Below are 16,199 nucleotides of genomic sequence, written 5' to 3' on the forward strand. Positions count from 1 at the left end.
GGTGTGGGTGTGGCGGTGTGGGTGTGGCTGGGGTGTGGTGTGGCGGTGGGAGTGCCACTCAGTGGCGGGGCGCGGGGCCCGGCCGGGCGGTGGCGCAGCCGAGGCCGCCGTCGACGGCGAGCACGGTGCCGGTGGTGAAGGTGGCGTCGGCGGCCAGGAAGAGCGCGGTGCGGGCGACGTCGTCGACGGATCCGCGGCGCCCGAGCGGCGGTGCGGCGTCGCGCCGGGGGCCCCGGGCGGCGCCGTCGGCGGGTGTGCCGATGGCGCCCGGCGAGACGGCGTTGACGCGCACGCCGCGGTCGGCGAGTTCGACCGCGAGCACGTGGGAGAAGGCGTGCACGGCCGACGCCGTCATGGCGTGCACGCCCGCGTCCGGCAGGCCGGGCCGGCAGGCGTCCGCCGCCACCGTGGTGAAGACGATGGCGCCGTCGTCGGCGACCAGCGGTGCCAGCGCCCGGACGGCGAGGTACGCGCCCTTCGTGGCGGCGGTGAACTGCCGGTCGTAGCGCTGCGTTTCGGACTCCGGCTGCGGCTCCGTCTCCGTCTGCTGCTGCGGTTGCGGCTGCGCGGCGCCGGGCTCGGCGGCGACGAACAGCATGTCGACGGTGCCGAGGGTGCTCCGCGCCGCCGAGGCGAGCGCCGCGGCATTCGCCTCGGCGACGTCCCCGGCGACCCCGGCGGCCCCGGCGACCCCTGGGTCCCCTGCGTCCCCCGTGTCGCAGGCGACCAGGGTCGCCGCCGTACCCAGCCGGGCCGCCGCCTCCGCCGATCCGTGCGCCGCGCCGCCGGTCAGCAGCACGCGGGCGCCGCCTTCTACGAGGCGCTTGGCGATCGCGAGGCCGACCCCCGTGGTGCCGCCGACGACGACCGCGTTCCGACCCGTGTACTTCGGCATGGTCCGCTCCCTCCGATCGCTCGTGTCGTGCCGTGTCGCGTCGTGTCTTTCTGCCGTTCTGCCGTTCTGCCGTTCTGCCGTTCTGCCGTTCTGCCGTTCTGCCGGCTTCCGACAGGAACGACTCTGGCCGCGGGCGCTTCGGGTCGGCTGACGATCCGCTGACGGTGCCCCGGAACGGCTGACGGTCCACTGCCGGTGCTCCGGGACACGCCGTGTAGCGTGCAGACATGCGTTTCGGGGTGCTGGGTCCGCTTGCGGTGTGGGACGCCGCGGGCGACCAGGTGAAGGTCCCCGAGGCGAAGGTCCGCGCGCTGCTGGCCGCGCTCCTCGTCCGGGAGGGGCGGGTGGCCTCCGCGGACCTGCTGGTCGACGACCTGTGGGGCGACGAACCGCCCGGCAACCCGGCCAACGCGCTCCAGGCCAAGGTGTCCCAGCTGCGCCGGGCGATCGGCCGCGACCGCGTGCTGCGCCAGGGCGCCGGCTACCGGCTGGCCCCCGCCACCGCCGACGGCGGCGAGAGCGGCGAGGCGGGTGAGCCGGACGAGGTGGACGCCGCGCGGTTCCTGGCACTGGTCGCCGACGCCCGCGCCGTCACCGACCCCGAGGAGCGCGCCGCCCGGCTGGCCGCCGCGCTGGGGCTGTGGCGCGGCGCGGCGTACGCGGACTTCGCCGACGAGGAGTTCGCCCGTGCCGCGGCCCACCGGCTCGACGAGCAGCGCGTCGCCGTGCTGGAGGAGCACGCCGAAGCCCGCCTCGAAGCGGGCGGCGACCCGCTGCTCACCGGCGATCTCGCCGACCTGGTGGACCGGTACCCGCTGCGCGAACGGCTGCGGGCCGTCCAGCTGCGGGCGCTGTACCGGGCGGGGCGGCAGAGCGAGGCGCTGGCCTCGTACGCCGACCTGCGCGGCCGGCTGGCGGAGGACCTGGGACTCGATCCGGGCCCCGGCCTGGCCGCGCTGCACGACGCGATCCTGCGGCAGGACCCGTCCCTGGCCGCGCGGACGCCCGAACGGCCCGCCGCCGCTCCCGCTCCCCCGGGCGACAACTCCCCCGCCGTCCCGTCCCCATCGCCCGCTGCTTTCCCCGCCGGTCTCCCCTCCGATCTCCCTGCGGACCTCACCCCGCTGATCGGGCGCGACGCGCTGCTGACGCGGGTCGCCCGGCTCCTGGACGGCTCCCGCCTGGTGACGCTGACCGGCCCCGGCGGGGTCGGCAAGACGCGGCTGGCGATCGCCGCCGCACGACGCCTGACGGACGCCGCACCCTCCTCCCCGCAGCGCCCCGACAGCGTCCGGTTCGTCGAGCTGGCCGGCCGGCAGGGCGACGCCGCCGACCTGGCCGCCGAGGTCGCCGCCGTCCTCGGCATCCGCGACGACAGCCCCACGGGCGCCCCGCGCCTCGGCCTCCCGTCGGCGCCCGCCGAACGCCTGGTCCAGGCGCTGCGCGAACGGTCCGTGCTGCTCGTGCTGGACAACTGCGAGCACGTGGTGGACGCCGCCGCGCAGCTGGCCGCCCTGCTGCTGCGCGCCGCGCCGGGGGTACGGATCCTGGCGACGAGCCAGGAGCCGCTCGCGGTCGCCGGCGAGGCCGTCGTACTGGTCGAACCGCTCGAACCGGCGGAGGCGCAGGCGCTGTTCCTGGCCCGGGCGGCGGCCGCCGCACCGGGATTCGGAGCGGCCGAGGACGACGGCGGCCTGGCCGCGGTGGCGGAGGTCTGCGAGCGCCTGGACGGCATCCCGCTCGCGCTCGAACTGGCCGCGACCCGGGTCCGGGCGCTCGGCGTCCGCGAGTTGGCGGACCGGCTCGGCGACCGGTTCGGGCTGCTGACCTCCGGCCGCCGCGACGCACCCGCCCGCCAGCGCACGCTGCGCGCCGTGATCGACTGGAGCTGGGAACTGCTCGGCGCACCGGAACGCATCGTGCTGCGGCGCCTGGCCGTGCACCGCGACGGCTGCACGCTCGACGCGGCCGAGGCGGTGTGCGCGGGCGCCGGCGTGGACCGCACGGACGTCCTGGACCTGCTGACCCGGCTGGTCGAGCGGTCGCTGGTGGTGGTCGTCACCGGCCCGACGGGCACCCGCTACCGGCTGCTGGAGACGGTCGCCGCCTACGCCCTCGACCGGCTGCACGAGATGGCGGACGCGGCCGACACCCGGCGCCGACACCTGCGCTACTACCTGGCACTCGCCGAAGGCGCGGAGGCGGAGCTGCGCGGCGCGGGCCAGCAGCGCCGGCTGGCCGTGCTCGACGCCGAGGCCGCGAACCTGCGCACCGCCCTCGACGAGGCGTTCACCCGGCCCGGGCCGTCCGGGCCCTCCGACGCGGCCCGGCTCACCGTCTCGCTGTGCTGGTGGTGGCTCCTGCGCGGCCGCCTCACCGAGGCCAGGCGCCGCCTCCACGCCGCCGTGGAGGCCGCCCCGGGCGATGCCGAACTCGCGCTGCTGCACTACGCGTTCGCCCGCATGACCGGCGAGCCCGCGGCGGCCGTCGGCGGCATCACCGACGCCACCGCGCACGGCCTCGCGGACGGTGTGCCGGACCCGGTGCGCCGCGGCCGGGCCCTGTGGCTGTGCGCGTACGGGGAGTTCAGCGCGAGCGACGTGGCGGCGAGCGCGAAGCTGAACGACGCCGCGGTGGCTCTGTTCGAGGCGGCCGGAGACCGCTGGGGCGTCGCCGCCGGCCTCGCGCTGCGCACGCTGCACCGGCTCTTCACCGGCGACCTGGCCGACCTCGACCGCGACGGTGTGCGCGCCGCCACGGCCTTCCACGAACTCGGCGACCGCTGGGGCGAGTTGCAGACTGTCTCACCGCTGGCCACGTACGCGCAGATCATGGGCGACTACGCCACGGCCGAACGCCACCAGCGGCAGGGCCTGGCACTGGCCGAGGAGCTCGGCCTGCACACCGAGGTGTCCGCACGGCTCACCGGGCTCGGCCGCCTCGCCCTGCTCGCCGAGGACTGGCCGCGCGCCGCCGGACTCCACGAGCGGGCCCGGAAGCTGGCCGTCGCCCAGGGCTACCGGTTCGGCGAGTCGGCCGCCGAGACCGGCCTCGCGCTCGGCGCGCGCCGCTCCGGCGCCCTCGACGAGGCCGAGGCACGGCTGCTCAGCATGCTGGCACGCTTCGTGTCCCCGGTCGGCGACCACCTGCGGCACGCCGAGCTGGGCTTCACCTCCGAACTGCGCGGCGACCGCCCCGCGGCGCTCGCCCACCATCTACGGGGCCTGGACTACGCGTTCACCCTCGCCGAGCCGCGCGCGTTCGCACTGTCCCTGGAGGGCCTGGCGGGAGCCGAGTCGCTCGCGACCGGCCCCGAGGGCCCGGCCCGCGCCGCGCTGCTGCTCGGCGCCGCCGACGCCGCCCGGCGCAGCGTCGACGCGCCACTACCCGCCGCGGAACGCGCCGACGTCGACCGGATCACCGCCCGCACGACCGCCGCCCTGGGCGAGCAGGCCTACCGGGAGGCCTTCACCCACGGCACGGCCATGGCACCGGAGCAAGCTGCCGAACTCGCCCGCACCCCGACGGCAGGCTGAGCCCGCACCCAGCCGCTCACCGCCAACGCCAACGCCAACGCCAACCGAACCACCGCCCTGGGCAAGCAGGCCTTCCGGAAGGCCCTCACCCACGGCACAGCCCTGACCCCGGAGCAGGCCGCCGAACTCGCCCGCACCCAGCCGCTCATCCCCAGCCGCTCACCCCTTCCTCCGGACGAGGCCTGCCACCAGCCCGGCCAGGGCACCCCGCACCCGGCCCCCGGCTACCGACGGCCGCCCGGCCGCGGCAGCGCCGGCAGCGCCGCCGGCGAGGCGCTCGCGCAGCTCGGCGCTCGGCCATCCCCGGCCGGCTCCCGCCAAGAGCCAGACCGGATCGGTGTGCTGCCACCGCCGGAAGTACCCGACCAGGTCGTCCAGGCACCCGCCGGCCGCCGGGGCGCGGCCCGCGTCGAGGCCTTCCAGGTCGGCCAGGGTCTCCTCGAACAGTCGGCGAAGGCCTCCGCCATCGCCGCCGTCGGCCAACGCCTCGGTCCGCAGCAGCACGTAGGGGCCGAACCGGGCGTCGACGAGCGCGACGAACTCGTCGTAGAGCGGCGCGAACCGCTCGCCGAGCAGGCCGGTCAGCGCCTCCCGCCGGGCGCGCAGCCGCGCCAGCGCCGTCGGCTGGTCGACCACCAGGTACGGGTAGGCGGCCTCGCCCCACTCCTCCAGCAGTTCCGCGTGCTCCACGGTTCCGGCGTCCTCGGTGTCGGCGATCCTCGCCTCGGCGAGATCCGCGCGGCCGAACATCGCCCACCACAGCAGCGGCGGCCAGTTCTTGGCCTCCAGTTCCATCGCCCCGTCGAAGAAGTCTGCCCACTCCCCCGCCGACCCGTCCGGTGTCCGGGGCTGCCGGGCACTGTCCAGATACAGTCTCGTGCTCATCTCGCCTCCTCGCCTTCACCGGTCGTCACGCGTACCCCTCCTGTTCCTGCGGCCCATGCCTACCACCGGGCACTGACACGGCCGACGGCTGCGCCGAGACGGCCTGGGGGTGTGCGCGCAGGAAGTCGGCGGGGCCGACTTCCTGCGCGCGGCGATGGGGTGGCGGGGATGACCGGGTGCGCCCCGACCCTGCCCTCGCCCCCGACCGCACCCGTCCCTCCCCGACCGCACCTGCCCCTCCCCGGAGGGGCCGTGATCTTCCGCCCCATCCTCGCGTCCGAGCTCGACCGCCTCCTCCCCCTCCTCGTCACCGGCCCGGCCTGCGACCTCACGGCCGACACGTACCGGGCCCGGCTCGCCGCCGGCGAGTACCGCCCCGCGTGGACGTGGGTCGCCGAGGAGGCCCCCGGCACCGCGCCGCTCGCCCTCGCCGTCTGGTGGGGCTCCCCCGGCGACACGTCGCCCGGTGCCCTCGACGCCGTGCTCGTCCACGACACGGTGCGGCCGGCCACCGACCGCACCACCCTGGCCGCCGGGCTGCTCGCCGCCGCGCACCCGGTGTTCGCCGCCGGCGCGAGCGCCCCGCCCGCGTACCACCTGTTCCTCCCCGTCGACTGGCACAACCGCCCCGACGCGGTCGCGGGCGTGGACTGGCGTCAGGAGGCGGCCCGCCGGGCCGGGCTGACGGCGAGCGTGGAGCGCCTGCGCTACGAGTGGCCCCCCGGGCCGGCCTCCCGGAGCCGTCGGGGCGCCTGCTCTTCCGCGCCGAGCCCGACGACGAGGTCTTCACCGGCCTGTTCCGCCGGGTCCTGGAGGGCAGCCTCGACGCCGCCACCCGCCGGGAGGCCGCCCGGATCGGCGCCAGGGCCCGGGCGCGCGGACGTCGCGTTCTACCGCGACACCATGCCCGGCGAGCGTTCCTGTTGGCGCACCGCCCGTACGCCCGGCGCCGAGGTGGCCGGTTTCGCCGTCCCCTCGCGCAACCACGCCTCCCCCGTGGTCGGCTACCTCGGGGTGCTGCCCGGGCACCGGGGCCACGGGTACGCGGACGAGATCCTCGCCGAGACCACCCGGATCCTGGCGGCCGAGACCGACCCGCGGCAGGTCCGCGCCGACACCGACCTGGCCAACACGCCGATGGCCGCGGCCTTCGAGCGCCTGGGCTACCGCACCACCGCCCGCCGCCTTGGTGCTCTCCGCCGGCTGAATCCGCGTCAACCCAGCGCCGCCCGCACCACCCCTGCGGGCGGCCTACCGGTCGGATCGTACGGGAACAACCGTGGCATCAGCCCCCGATCCTCCGAGGAGGACCAGTGAGAGGACCACCGTGCGCCACAGGTGACGCCACCACCGTCACCACCGCCGCCGCCACCGCCACCGCCCGTGCCCGACGTCTGCGACCAGCGCCTCGGCAGCCCGGGGCGGCCGCTCCGATCCATCGACCCTCGCAAATTGAACGGGTTCAAAACATGTGGCAGGCTGGCCCGAACGCGGCGGAGCATCGCCGGCCCTCTGGGCACGCGCATGCGCCGACGCTCCCGAACCAAGGGGTGGGACATGGATCCAGCACACGACGGCCCGGCCGGAGCCGGCCACGGCAGACGGCCGGCACCGCGCCCGGGCAGCCGGGCGCACCGCACGGCCCACCGACTCGGCGGGTTCGCCGGACGGGTGGCCGCGGTCGTCGGGTGCCTGGTACTCGCCTGCACCTCGTGCGCCGCCGCCGGCGGCGAGGTGGCCGTGCTCACGCAGGCCGAGCTGGTCGGGGACTGGAGCAACGCCGCCGGTGCCAGGGTGCACCTGTCGGCCGACCACAGCCTGACGGCGGACGGGATCGACCACGCGATGCACGGCTACTCCTGCTCCACGAGCATGAAGGCCGGCAAGTGGCGGGTCTGGGAGCCGAGCGGCTCGGCGGACGAAGGCACGAACTTCTCGATATCGCCGGACAACGCCGATCTCCCCAGCTGGTGCGGCCTCGAAGCCCAGGTCCAGCACGATGCGAAGGGCTTCAACATCTGCCTCTACCTGGACCCGGACGGCATGTGCTCCGCCGAGGAGCTCCTCCGGAAGGAACCGGCACCGCCCCGGTAGTGCGGCTCCGCCCTCACGGACGCGTCAACGCCCGCCTCCCCGGCGGGGAGGTGACGCCGAAAAACCGGTGGGCCCGCCCCCACCGCGTCTGCCACGATCACCGGATGGGTGCACTGGACGCGGTGGCGGCAAGGGTGGCCGGCGGGGCCACCGTCGAGTTCCGGCCGAGCGGCTCCTCGATGGTCCCGCTGATCCGCAGTCGGCAGCTGGTGGCCGTCGCCCCGGTCGACCCGTCGAAGCTGGAGCCCGGGGACATCGTCCTCGCCCGCGTCGCCGGCACCGTCTACCTGCACCTGGTGTCCTCCCTCGACCCGGCGAGGCAGCGCGTCCAGATCAGCAACAACCGGGGCCGCGTCAACGGCTGGACCAACCGCGCCCGCGTCTTCGGCATCTGCGTCGCGGTCGACGGGGCACCCCGCCCCGGCGCCGCGGCCAAGGCCCGGGCAGCCGACCCCGACGACCGGCCCTGAGCCGGCCCCCGCCCCGACCCCCGGCCCCCTCGGTCGAGCCGCCCGGCCTCACAGGCTCCGCCCCCTCCGGTACCGGTACGGACCAGTACGCTGCCCCCGTGATCGACTCGTCGCCCCGCCCGCTCACCCCCGAAGCCGCCAAGGACCTCCAGTGCCTCCTCGGCGCCGAGATCGGGCCGGGTCTGAGCGAGGACGAACTCGACGGGGTCGAGGCCCGGTTCGGCGTCCGGTTCGCCGCGGACCACCGGGTCTTCCTGGCCGCCGGGCTCCCGCACGGCGCGCGCGAGTGGCCGGACTGGCGCCACGGCGACCCCGAGGACCTGCGGGAGCGACTGTCCCGGCCGGTCGAGGGCGTGCTGTTCGACGTCACGCACAACGGGTTCTGGTACCCGGGCTGGGGGCCGAGGCCCACCGGGGCACCGGACGCGCTGCGGATCGCGCGTACCGCACTGGCGGCCGTACCGCGGCTGGTCCCGGTCTACGGTCACCGCTACCTGCCCGGCACGCCGGGCGAGTCGGGCCATCCGGTGCTCTCGGTCCACCAGAGCGACATCATCCGCTACGGGGACGACCTCGCCGACTACGTCCGGCACGAGTTCACCGGCCGGCCGAACGACCAGCCGGGCACCGGGCCGGGCACCCGGCCGGACACCGGGCCGACCGGACGTTCCCGGGCCCGTGCCACGGTCCGCTTCTGGTCGACCATCGTCGAGGGCTGCCCCGAGACGGCGTTCACCACACCGCACGACCCCTGCGCGACGACCCCGGCGGAAGCGGTCGAGCACCTGCGGATGCTGGCACTGGAGCAACTGATCGGCCGCCGGGTCCACGACGACCAGATGGTCCAGGCCGGGCTGGTCGCGCTGGCCCTCGGCGTCGAGGCTCCGTCCCTCCCCCGCTCGCCGGCCTGCCCGGCGACGAGTACGGGCGGGCCGGCGCGCTCTTCGGGCAGGTGCTCACCGAACTGGGCCTCGCCCCGGCTCCTCCCGCCGACGGCACCGCCCTCCCGGCGGAGTCGGCCCGCTGGGAACTCGCCCGCTGGTGGCTCCGGTTGATCGTGACGGGAAGTGCGGCACCCGCGACCGGCGGCGGTGCGATCGCCCACGACAGCTGGGGCCCGCTGGGCCGGCCCGAGGCACTGCGGCCACTGGTCGACCTGGTCGACGCCTGGGAGTCGACCGGCCACGGCCCGCGCACCGGGACCGCCTCGGCGATCGTCGCCGAGGCCCGGCGGCTGCTCGCCGGCCCCTGGCCCCCACACGCAGACTGATCCCCGCCCCGCCGGCCACCCGCGTCCCTGGCCGCGCCGCTCCGTAGCCTTGCCCCCCATGGAGAACGGGATCGACCGCGTCGAGGACGGCTGGGACCTCCGCCCGATGCGCGGGGTGGGCGTCGGCGAGGTGGTCCTCGGCAGCACGGTGCGGCTGCACATCGGCCCGCACGGCATCGAGGCGCACGGGCCGGCCGAACTGACGGCGGGCACGGAGACCTTTCCCGTCCACGCCGCGGCGCGGCTCAACCTGGGCAGGGTCACGCAACTGCTCGACCAGGTGGTCGCCGGGGTCCGCGCCGACGACTCGGGCACCCTGAGCGTCCGGTTCGCGAACGGCTGGCGGCTGGACGTCCCGGCGGCGTCCGACGGCCCCGGCTGGACGGTCGCTCTCCGGGGCCGGCACTTCCTCGCCTCCGCGCCGGGTGGCAGCGTGAGGACGTCCGATCAGCGAAGGGGTTGACCGGGCTCCTACCGCTTCAGGACACGTGGGTTGGCCTCCAGGACGTACTGACCGAGGAGTACGCGGTCGTGGAAGGCCGTGCGTGGGAAGTCGGCCGGGCCGACTTCCCACGCACAGCCGTCAGCCTCAGAGCGCGGGCGCCGGCCCATCGCCGACCAGGTCGCAGCTGGCCTCCCACAGCCGGGCCGCCGTCGCGGGGTCGGTCAGGTGGTCCCAGAGGGGTTCGGCCCTGGGCGTGCCGCGCAGTCCGAACGCGCGGGGGCTCCACATCCGGCCGCCGCGCACGCCCGGGTCGAGCACCGCCCGGACGGCGGGCCAGGCGGCGGCGTCCTTGCCCTGGACGACGAGCCCGAGCGGCAGGTGGCGCAGCCGTTCGCCGGTGGTGCGGACGTGCAGCGGCGGGCGGGAGGGGGTGAGGGAGTCGAGCGCGCCGCCGGGGTGGACGAGCACGCTCAGCGTCGTGCTGCCCGAGTCCCGCAGGCGGCGGTCGAGTTCGACGGCGAAGAGCATCTGGGCCAGCTTCGAGCGCCCGTAGGTGCGCTTGGGCCGGTAGTCGCGCGTGCTCTGGAGGTCGTCGAGGTCCAGGCGTTCGGACTTGGCGGCGAAGCTGCCCGTGGTGACGATCCGGCTCCCGGGGGTCGCCGTGAGCAGGGGGCCCAGGCAGTGGGTCAGCGCGAAGTGGCCCAGGTGGTTGGTGGCGAACATCAGCTCGTGGCCGTCCCCGGTCTCGCGGCGCGGCGGATGGTCGAGCGCCACACCGGCGTTGAGGACGACGGCGTCGAGGCGGTCCAGCCCGAGCCCGTCCACGGAGGCCCGGAGCGAGCCGAGGTCGGCCAGGTCCAGGGGCAGGTGCGTCACCCTGGCGCCGGGGACGCGCGAGCCGATGGAGGCGATCGCGGCCTCGGCCTTCGCTCTGTCGCGGCTGCCGAGGACGACGGTGGCGCCGGTGCCGGCGAGCTGCTCGGCGACGAAGTACCCGATGCCCGCGTTGCCGCCGGTGACCAGGACGTTCTTCCCGTCGGCGCGGGGCAGCCGGTGGACGTCCCACGGCGCGGCCTGGGGTACGGAGGGGGTGGCTGGCACGGCGGGGCTCCCGGAGTTCGGAGTGGGTCTGGAGGGACGGCGGGCGGATCGGCCGCCGTCCCTCCCCACGGTTCCGCAGGCCGCTCACATCCCACCGGCAGGTCGCCGTCCCCGCTGACAGCCGGCCGACACCGCGCCACCAGCCCGGTCCGATCCCACGCGGCGTCAGGTCCGCTGCCGCCCCGGGCCCGGCACGTTGACACCCGGCCGGCGAGCCGGGGCCGAGGCTGGTCCGGCCTCGACACCCTGGTCTCCCAGCGGCGTTGGGACGTGGCCGCATCGTCCCCTTCTCCGCGGCCTCCCTCGGTCTGCTGCTCCTCGCCCTCTGCCCTCTGCCCTCTGCCGGACACTGGGGCCGGATCCGTCGCCCGTTCGGCTGGTGCGACCGTCTGTCAGCGTGCGGGGGTGGAAGATCTGGGACCCGTGGCGTGGCCGCCCGAGCCGATCAGGACCGACAGGCTCGTGCTCCGTCAGCCCGAGGCCCGGGACCGTGCGGCGTTCATCGAACTGCTCGCCTCACCGCAGGTGCACACCTACCTCGGCGGCCCCCGGCCCCGTGCTTGGGTTCTAGGGATCGTTGCAACACTCCAGCTGAGGAGTGCAATGACTTCGAGATCCGCAAGGACCGAACGGGACGGGGACGACGGAAGCCGGTCCGTGAGCGGGAGGAATGCTTCCGGCTCATGGACCAGGGTCTGAGCAGCAGGGAAGCCTGCCGGATCGTCGGGATCAACTCCCGGACCGGCAAGCGGTGGCGCAACGGCAGGAACCCCACTGGCAGGACCACCGGGGCGCCGCCCGCCCGGCGGGCGGCGCCCTCGCCCGGTCCGTCGCGGTACCCGCGCGACGCCCCGCGCCCCTCGGACAGCCCGCCCCGTGACAGCCCGGGGTTAGCCCGCCCGCGTTGTCCTGCGGCCGAGGTCAGACTTGCACGAACTTCCTGGTGATACGTTCTCCCCCAAGGGCGACTCCGCCCGATACACCCGTGCCGCGAAGGCTCCGCGAGAAGAACGTGCATCGAATTCCGAGACCACCACCCGGAGTTCGCCGTCGCCGTCCCGATCCTTCACCGAAGACGCTCCTCCCGCGTACCGGATGACCGACGCATCGCAAGGCACCGTGCGGTCCACCGAGTTCCCTGCACGAACGACCCTCAGGCCTGCGTGGTCCACCGAAACAGCACGAGAAGACATGACGGAGACCAGGAGCATTCACAAGCCGAAGATCGTCGACATCGAACCGGAGGCGGCGAAGACCAAGACGGTGATCAGCATCGAGGGCGATCACCTGGGCGGCGCCATCAAGGTCAAGTTCACACCCGCCACGGGCAGTCCTCAGGATGTCACCCCTGAGGTCCTCAGCAATGAGCTGATCACCGTGAAGGTTCCCGAGAGGCTTCCCGCCGGAAACACCGACGTGACCGTGGAGAACTCGGCGGGCTGGAGCGCTCCGTACGTCTTCGCCGTTCTCCGGTCCTGACCGGCCCGCGATCGACCCGACGTGCCCCGGCCTCCGGAAGGCACCGGAGGGTCGAGTTCACCGGGTCCCCGAGTCCCCCGGGCGAGCCGCACGGGCGGACGCCCGGGTCGTCAACACCCGACCCGACAGCAGGAGGAGCAATGACCAGCACCAGGTCCACCCACAAGCCGAAGATCGACGACATCGACCCCGAGGCGGCGAAGAAGGGGGCGACGATCACCATCAGCGGTGATCACCTGGCCTTCGTGACGAAGGTCCACTTCGATGACGGCTCCGGCCACAAGCAGGATGCCGTCCCGACCGTGGTCGACGATGAAACGCTGACCGTGACGGTTCCGGACGGACTGACCCCCGGGACCTACGACGTGACCGTGGAGGGCTCGGGCGGCACCAGCGGCTCCTACAAGTTCGTGGTCCTGAAGTAGGGAACCGGACACGGGTGCAGGCACTCCGATTTCAGCGTCCGGGGAGCCTGCGCCCACCGCTGTCCGGAGGCACCACGGCCGGGAGAACGGCGTGACGCCTCGGCATTCGTGAGGCCGGAGCATCCGGCCTTGACCGGCCGGATGCCGCGTAGGGAACGGACTACGGGTGCCGCCCGGTCGTCGCCGTCGAACGGGTGCCCGAGTATGCCGCGGTGGGTGCGTGGGAAGTCGGCGGGGCCGACTTCTGGTGCTGGATGGTGGCTTGGGTGCGGCAGTGGGTGAGGGCGTAGATGATGCGGCGGTCGGGGCTGGGGGTGGTGGCGAGGAGTTCGCCGGCCGCGACGAGGGTGGTCCAGTACCGGGCGGGGTTGCCGGTGCGGGGGAGGGGGTGGGCGGCGGCGAGGGAGAGGTAGGCGGTGGTGAGGTTGCCGGTGGTGATCCAGCGCTGGAGGCCGTGCTGGTGGCCGGCCCGGATGCCGCCCATGGCGTCGATGGCGGTCAGGAACAGGTCGACGACCGCGAGTTCGGTGTCGGTGAGGGACTTGGGGACGTCGAAGATGCCGAGGGCTTCGAGGACTTCGCCGGTGTCGGTTTCGGAGTTCGGGCGGGGGTCGGCGAGGAGGGTGTCGTGGCAGTCGGTGAGGCGGCGGGTGGTTTCGGCGAGCGGGATGGCCAGGGCGAGGCAGACGGCGCGGGCGGAGTGCAGGGGCTTGCCGGAGCGCTTGGCGAGGAGCGCGTAGGTGGCGGCGGGGGTGTGGCCACGGGTGAGGGCGTGGCGGGCGACGGTGGTGAGGTTCATGAGGGGGTCGGGCTTTCAGGCGGTGAGGAGGGAGGGGGTGACGGCGGGGGCGACGAGGACCCAGATGAACTTCCCGATACCGCCCGGACGGGGGGAGTAGCCCCAGCGGTGGGCGAGTTCGTTGACGAGGAAGAGTCCGCGCCCGTGCTCGTCGTCCGGGCCGGCGGTGCGGAGGGTGGGGTGGCCGCTGTCGGCGTCGTGGACTTCGAGGAGCAGGAGGTGGTCGGGGGTGAGGTCGAAGCGGATCTCGATGTGGCGGTCGTCGGGGGTGTCGGTGTGCTGGACGGCGTTGGCGAAGAGTTCGCCGAGGAGGAGTTCGGCGGTGTCGGCGTAGCGCTCGCCGATGGGGAGCCCGGAGAGGTAGGCGCGGAGCAAGTAGCGGGCCAGGGGCGTGGATTCGGTCTCGGAGTCGAGGCGCGCGACGAACATGCGGGGGCGACGGGCAGCGAGCATCAGGGGACCTCGGAGGGGGAGGAGGGGGCGCGCAAAGGGGGCGTACGTCACGCTTTGCATGCGATTGAATGCGTTCCGGTGCCAATCATCGAGGTGCTGGAGATACGGTGGCGACCAAAACGCTGTGTAGGGATCCGTGGCACCTGAAGGAGAAACACATGGCACATCGGCGTCTTGGTAGCGGACCGACGGTGAGCCCGGCAGAGATGTTCGGCGAAGCGCTCCGCTTCGCGCGTGAGCAAGCCGGCTACACGCAGGAGGAGTTGGGCAAGCTGCTGCACGTCGACCGCACGGTGATCACCCGGTTCGAGGGCGGCAGGAGGTCGATGGACCGGGAGACCGTGGAGCGGATCGACGGTTTCCTGGCCATGGGAGGCATGCTGGTCCGACTCTGGGAACGAGTGGACTGGCAAGCGGAAATCGAAAGCCCGGACTGGTTCGGGATGTTCACGGAGCTGGAGGAGACAGCTCTGGCGATTCGAGTGCTTCAGTACAATCGGATCAACGGCCTCTTGCAGTGCGAGGAGTACGTTCACGCGATGATGTGCACCGGAAACGCGCGCAACAACCCGAAGCTGTTCGCCGAGCGGGTCGAAGCTCGGCTGAAGCGACAGCGCCGCTTCTTGACTGCTGATGGGCCGACACTCATGGTGGTGCTTGACGAGAGTGCCATCCGCTCAATCATCGGCGGTCCGGGCGTGATGCGGCGGCAGATGGAACACCTGCTCGCGGTGACTGAGCGCTCGAACATCGTGGTCGAGGTGGCCCCGTTCGATCGTCCGGCGCCGGTGACGCCGTCGACATCCTTCATCCTGATGGTGATGCCGGATGGGAAGGAATGCGTGTACTCGGAGAGCCTGTACCGTGGGCGATTCAGTGACGCCCCATCGGTTGTCGCAGAGTCCAGGCGAGACTTCGACCTGGCACGTACCGATGTGCTCTCGCCGGGGGATACCCGCGCCCTGATCACCGATGCGATGGAGGAGTACCGCTTTGCAGAACGTCGATCTCAAGAAGGCCGCTTGGCGCAAGAGCAGCTACAGCGCGGGCGACGGACGCGAGTGCATCGAGGCGGCCCTTGGCTTCCTCCCCGGAGCCGTCCCGGTGCGTGACTCCAAGGACCCCCACGGCCCGGCCCTCCTCTTCCCCGCCTCCTCCTGGACCTCCTTCATCGAAGCCGTCCGCGGGGGCGAGTTCCCGACCCAACGCCCCTGAACCACCCCCGCATGTCCCCGCGACCACTCGGGTAAGGAGCCCCCGGAACACCGGACTCCCCTGGGTGGTGCGGATTGTCGGTCAACGTCCCCGTACTCGCTGCGGCCACCGTGCTGCTCGTCCTCAGCATGGCCCTCCTGCTGCGACGGTCGAACGAAAGATCCGGCACCCGCGGCCAGGCCACCATGACGTACGCCTGGCTCTGCCTCGCCCTCGCAGCGACCCTCGTCCTCTTCGCCTTCTTCCCCCAAACCGAGGCCCAGGGCTCCGCGTTCGGGTTCTCCCTCGGCGGGGCCGGCGCCTTCGTGTTCGTCGTCCTGCGCGCCATCATGTGGGTGCACGGCAGGGTCACCGAGATCGACCGCGGCAACGCCTCCCCTCCCCCGGCCCGGATCCCGCGTCAGCGCACCGCAGCCACCCGTACCGATCAAGCGCCCGAGACCCTGCGGGAGTTCGTCGTACACCCGTTCCTCCTGGACGGTGTCCGCGGCAAGCGGATCTGCCTGATCACCGGCAATCTCCGCGACCTCAAGTGCGTCGACATCTGGGTGAACTCCGAGAACACCGAGATGCAGATGTCCAGCCAGTTCGAACGCTCGATCTCCGGCACCATCAGGTACGAGGGCGCCAGGCGCGACGAGTTCGGGCACATCGTCGAGGACGTGATCGCCGACGAGCTCTCCGCGAAGGTCGCCGGGAAGACGCCGGTCGCCCCCGGTGTCGCGATCGTCACGGGCTCCGGTGAACTCGCGCGTTCGCACAACGTGGCGTTCGTCGTCCACGTGGCCACCGTCCGGGGCGAGCCGGGAGAGGGCTTCCAGCAGATCGGCGGGATCGACCGCTGCGTGACCAACGCGCTGGCGGCCGCCGCCCGCCTGGGCGCGGACAAGCCGCCTCGGTCCATCGTCTTCCCGCCGCTGGGCGTCGGTTCGGGCCGCGGGGACCGGGAGACGACCGCGCAGCGCATGGTGGCGGCCGCGGTAGGCTACCTGCGGCAGAACCCCAAGTCGCCGCTGACCGACATCTGTTTCCTCGCGCGCAAGAACCTCACCCGCGATGCCTTCCTCTCGGCCCTCGAAGAGACGGCCGGACTGACGTCGACCGGAACACACCAGCGACTCTGAGTGGTTCA

Annotated in this window: 17 protein-coding genes and 2 pseudogenes; 14 read left to right on the plus strand and 5 right to left on the minus strand. The window is 73.7% G+C overall.

All coding sequences use genetic code 11. The features are described from left to right. Positions 1 to 58 precede the first annotated feature (58 nt). Positions 59 to 895: an SDR family oxidoreductase gene (locus ACZ7C5_RS22590; RefSeq protein WP_470323319.1), complete on the minus strand. Its 837-nt coding sequence runs from the start codon at positions 893 to 895 to the stop codon at positions 59 to 61. A gap of 227 nt (positions 896 to 1,122) precedes the next feature. Between ACZ7C5_RS22590 and ACZ7C5_RS22595 the strand changes: the two genes are divergently transcribed. Then, positions 1,123 to 4,431, plus strand: coding sequence for an AfsR/SARP family transcriptional regulator (locus ACZ7C5_RS22595; protein WP_470323320.1), 3,309 nt, complete (start codon positions 1,123 to 1,125; stop codon positions 4,429 to 4,431). A 159-nt stretch (positions 4,432 to 4,590) separates the two neighbouring features. Here ACZ7C5_RS22595 and ACZ7C5_RS22600 read toward each other — a convergent pair whose 3' ends face one another. Continuing rightward, on the minus strand, positions 4,591 to 5,316 hold the full coding sequence (locus ACZ7C5_RS22600) for a hypothetical protein (RefSeq protein WP_401089352.1): 726 nt from the start codon (positions 5,314 to 5,316) through the stop codon (positions 4,591 to 4,593). A gap of 252 nt (positions 5,317 to 5,568) precedes the next feature. Between ACZ7C5_RS22600 and ACZ7C5_RS22605 the strand changes: the two genes are divergently transcribed. The 6 genes from ACZ7C5_RS22605 (at position 5,569) to ACZ7C5_RS22630 (ending at position 9,613) form a co-directional block, all read left to right on the plus strand. Next, positions 5,569 to 6,633, plus strand: coding sequence for a GNAT family N-acetyltransferase (locus tag ACZ7C5_RS22605; RefSeq protein WP_470323321.1), 1,065 nt, complete (start codon positions 5,569 to 5,571; stop codon positions 6,631 to 6,633). A 240-nt stretch (positions 6,634 to 6,873) separates the two neighbouring features. After that, positions 6,874 to 7,410, plus strand: a complete 537-nt coding sequence (locus ACZ7C5_RS22610) for a hypothetical protein (protein WP_401089348.1) — start codon at positions 6,874 to 6,876, stop codon at positions 7,408 to 7,410. Positions 7,411 to 7,514: 104 nt separating this feature from the next. After that, positions 7,515 to 7,880, plus strand: a complete 366-nt coding sequence (locus ACZ7C5_RS22615; RefSeq protein WP_470323322.1) for a S24/S26 family peptidase — start codon at positions 7,515 to 7,517, stop codon at positions 7,878 to 7,880. Between the two features lie 98 nt (positions 7,881 to 7,978). Further along, the gene (locus ACZ7C5_RS22620; RefSeq protein WP_470323323.1) at positions 7,979 to 8,935 is read left to right on the plus strand and encodes a hypothetical protein; all 957 of its coding nucleotides are present in this window, start codon (positions 7,979 to 7,981) and stop codon (positions 8,933 to 8,935) included. Further along, positions 8,932 to 9,150 (plus strand): hypothetical protein, encoded by a 219-nt coding sequence (locus ACZ7C5_RS22625; protein ID WP_470323324.1) that lies wholly within the window; start codon positions 8,932 to 8,934, stop codon positions 9,148 to 9,150. Before ACZ7C5_RS22620 ends, ACZ7C5_RS22625 begins: the two co-directional genes overlap by 4 nt. 58 nt (positions 9,151 to 9,208) lie before the next feature. Then, positions 9,209 to 9,613, plus strand: a complete 405-nt coding sequence (locus ACZ7C5_RS22630; RefSeq protein ID WP_470323325.1) for a DUF6188 family protein — start codon at positions 9,209 to 9,211, stop codon at positions 9,611 to 9,613. A gap of 126 nt (positions 9,614 to 9,739) precedes the next feature. Here ACZ7C5_RS22630 and ACZ7C5_RS22635 read toward each other — a convergent pair whose 3' ends face one another. After that, a complete protein-coding gene (locus tag ACZ7C5_RS22635) occupies positions 9,740 to 10,696 on the minus strand; it encodes an SDR family NAD(P)-dependent oxidoreductase (protein WP_401089340.1) in 957 nt (318 codons plus the stop codon). Between the two features lie 405 nt (positions 10,697 to 11,101). On the opposite strand from ACZ7C5_RS22635, the pseudogene ACZ7C5_RS22640 reads away from it, so the two are divergent. From ACZ7C5_RS22640 to ACZ7C5_RS22655, 4 genes and pseudogenes are all read left to right on the plus strand, one after another. Further along, positions 11,102 to 11,254, plus strand: a pseudogene (locus ACZ7C5_RS22640) (GNAT family N-acetyltransferase); the annotation flags it as partial. Between the two features lie 2 nt (positions 11,255 to 11,256). Continuing rightward, positions 11,257 to 11,553 (plus strand): annotated as a pseudogene (locus ACZ7C5_RS22645) (helix-turn-helix domain-containing protein); the annotation flags it as partial. Between the two features lie 334 nt (positions 11,554 to 11,887). After that, a complete protein-coding gene (locus ACZ7C5_RS22650; RefSeq protein ID WP_401089337.1) occupies positions 11,888 to 12,175 on the plus strand; it encodes an IPT/TIG domain-containing protein in 288 nt (95 codons plus the stop codon). A 140-nt stretch (positions 12,176 to 12,315) separates the two neighbouring features. Further along, positions 12,316 to 12,600, plus strand: a complete 285-nt coding sequence (locus ACZ7C5_RS22655; protein ID WP_401089335.1) for an IPT/TIG domain-containing protein — start codon at positions 12,316 to 12,318, stop codon at positions 12,598 to 12,600. 160 nt (positions 12,601 to 12,760) lie between these two features. Here the strand turns inward: ACZ7C5_RS22655 and ACZ7C5_RS22660 are convergent, their stop codons facing one another. After that, entirely contained in the window at positions 12,761 to 13,399 is a 639-nt protein-coding gene (locus tag ACZ7C5_RS22660) for a hypothetical protein (protein WP_470323326.1), read from the minus strand. Between the two features lie 15 nt (positions 13,400 to 13,414). After that, entirely contained in the window at positions 13,415 to 13,852 is a 438-nt protein-coding gene (locus tag ACZ7C5_RS22665) for an ATP-binding protein (protein WP_470323327.1), read from the minus strand. 158 nt (positions 13,853 to 14,010) lie between these two features. Here ACZ7C5_RS22665 and ACZ7C5_RS22670 point away from each other — a divergent pair, with 158 nt between their 5' ends. The 3 genes from ACZ7C5_RS22670 (at position 14,011) to ACZ7C5_RS22680 (ending at position 16,191) form a co-directional block, all read left to right on the plus strand. Next, entirely contained in the window at positions 14,011 to 14,964 is a 954-nt protein-coding gene (locus ACZ7C5_RS22670; RefSeq protein WP_401089329.1) for a helix-turn-helix domain-containing protein, read from the plus strand. Next, positions 14,918 to 15,067 carry a DUF397 domain-containing protein gene (locus tag ACZ7C5_RS22675; RefSeq protein ID WP_470323404.1) on the plus strand — a complete coding sequence of 50 codons (150 nt, stop codon included), beginning with the start codon at positions 14,918 to 14,920 and terminating at the stop codon, positions 15,065 to 15,067. Before ACZ7C5_RS22670 ends, ACZ7C5_RS22675 begins: the two co-directional genes overlap by 47 nt. A gap of 74 nt (positions 15,068 to 15,141) precedes the next feature. Next, a complete protein-coding gene (locus ACZ7C5_RS22680) occupies positions 15,142 to 16,191 on the plus strand; it encodes a macro domain-containing protein (RefSeq protein WP_470323328.1) in 1,050 nt (349 codons plus the stop codon). Positions 16,192 to 16,199 lie beyond the last annotated feature (8 nt).

The organism is Kitasatospora sp. NPDC036993, from assembly GCF_055607525.1.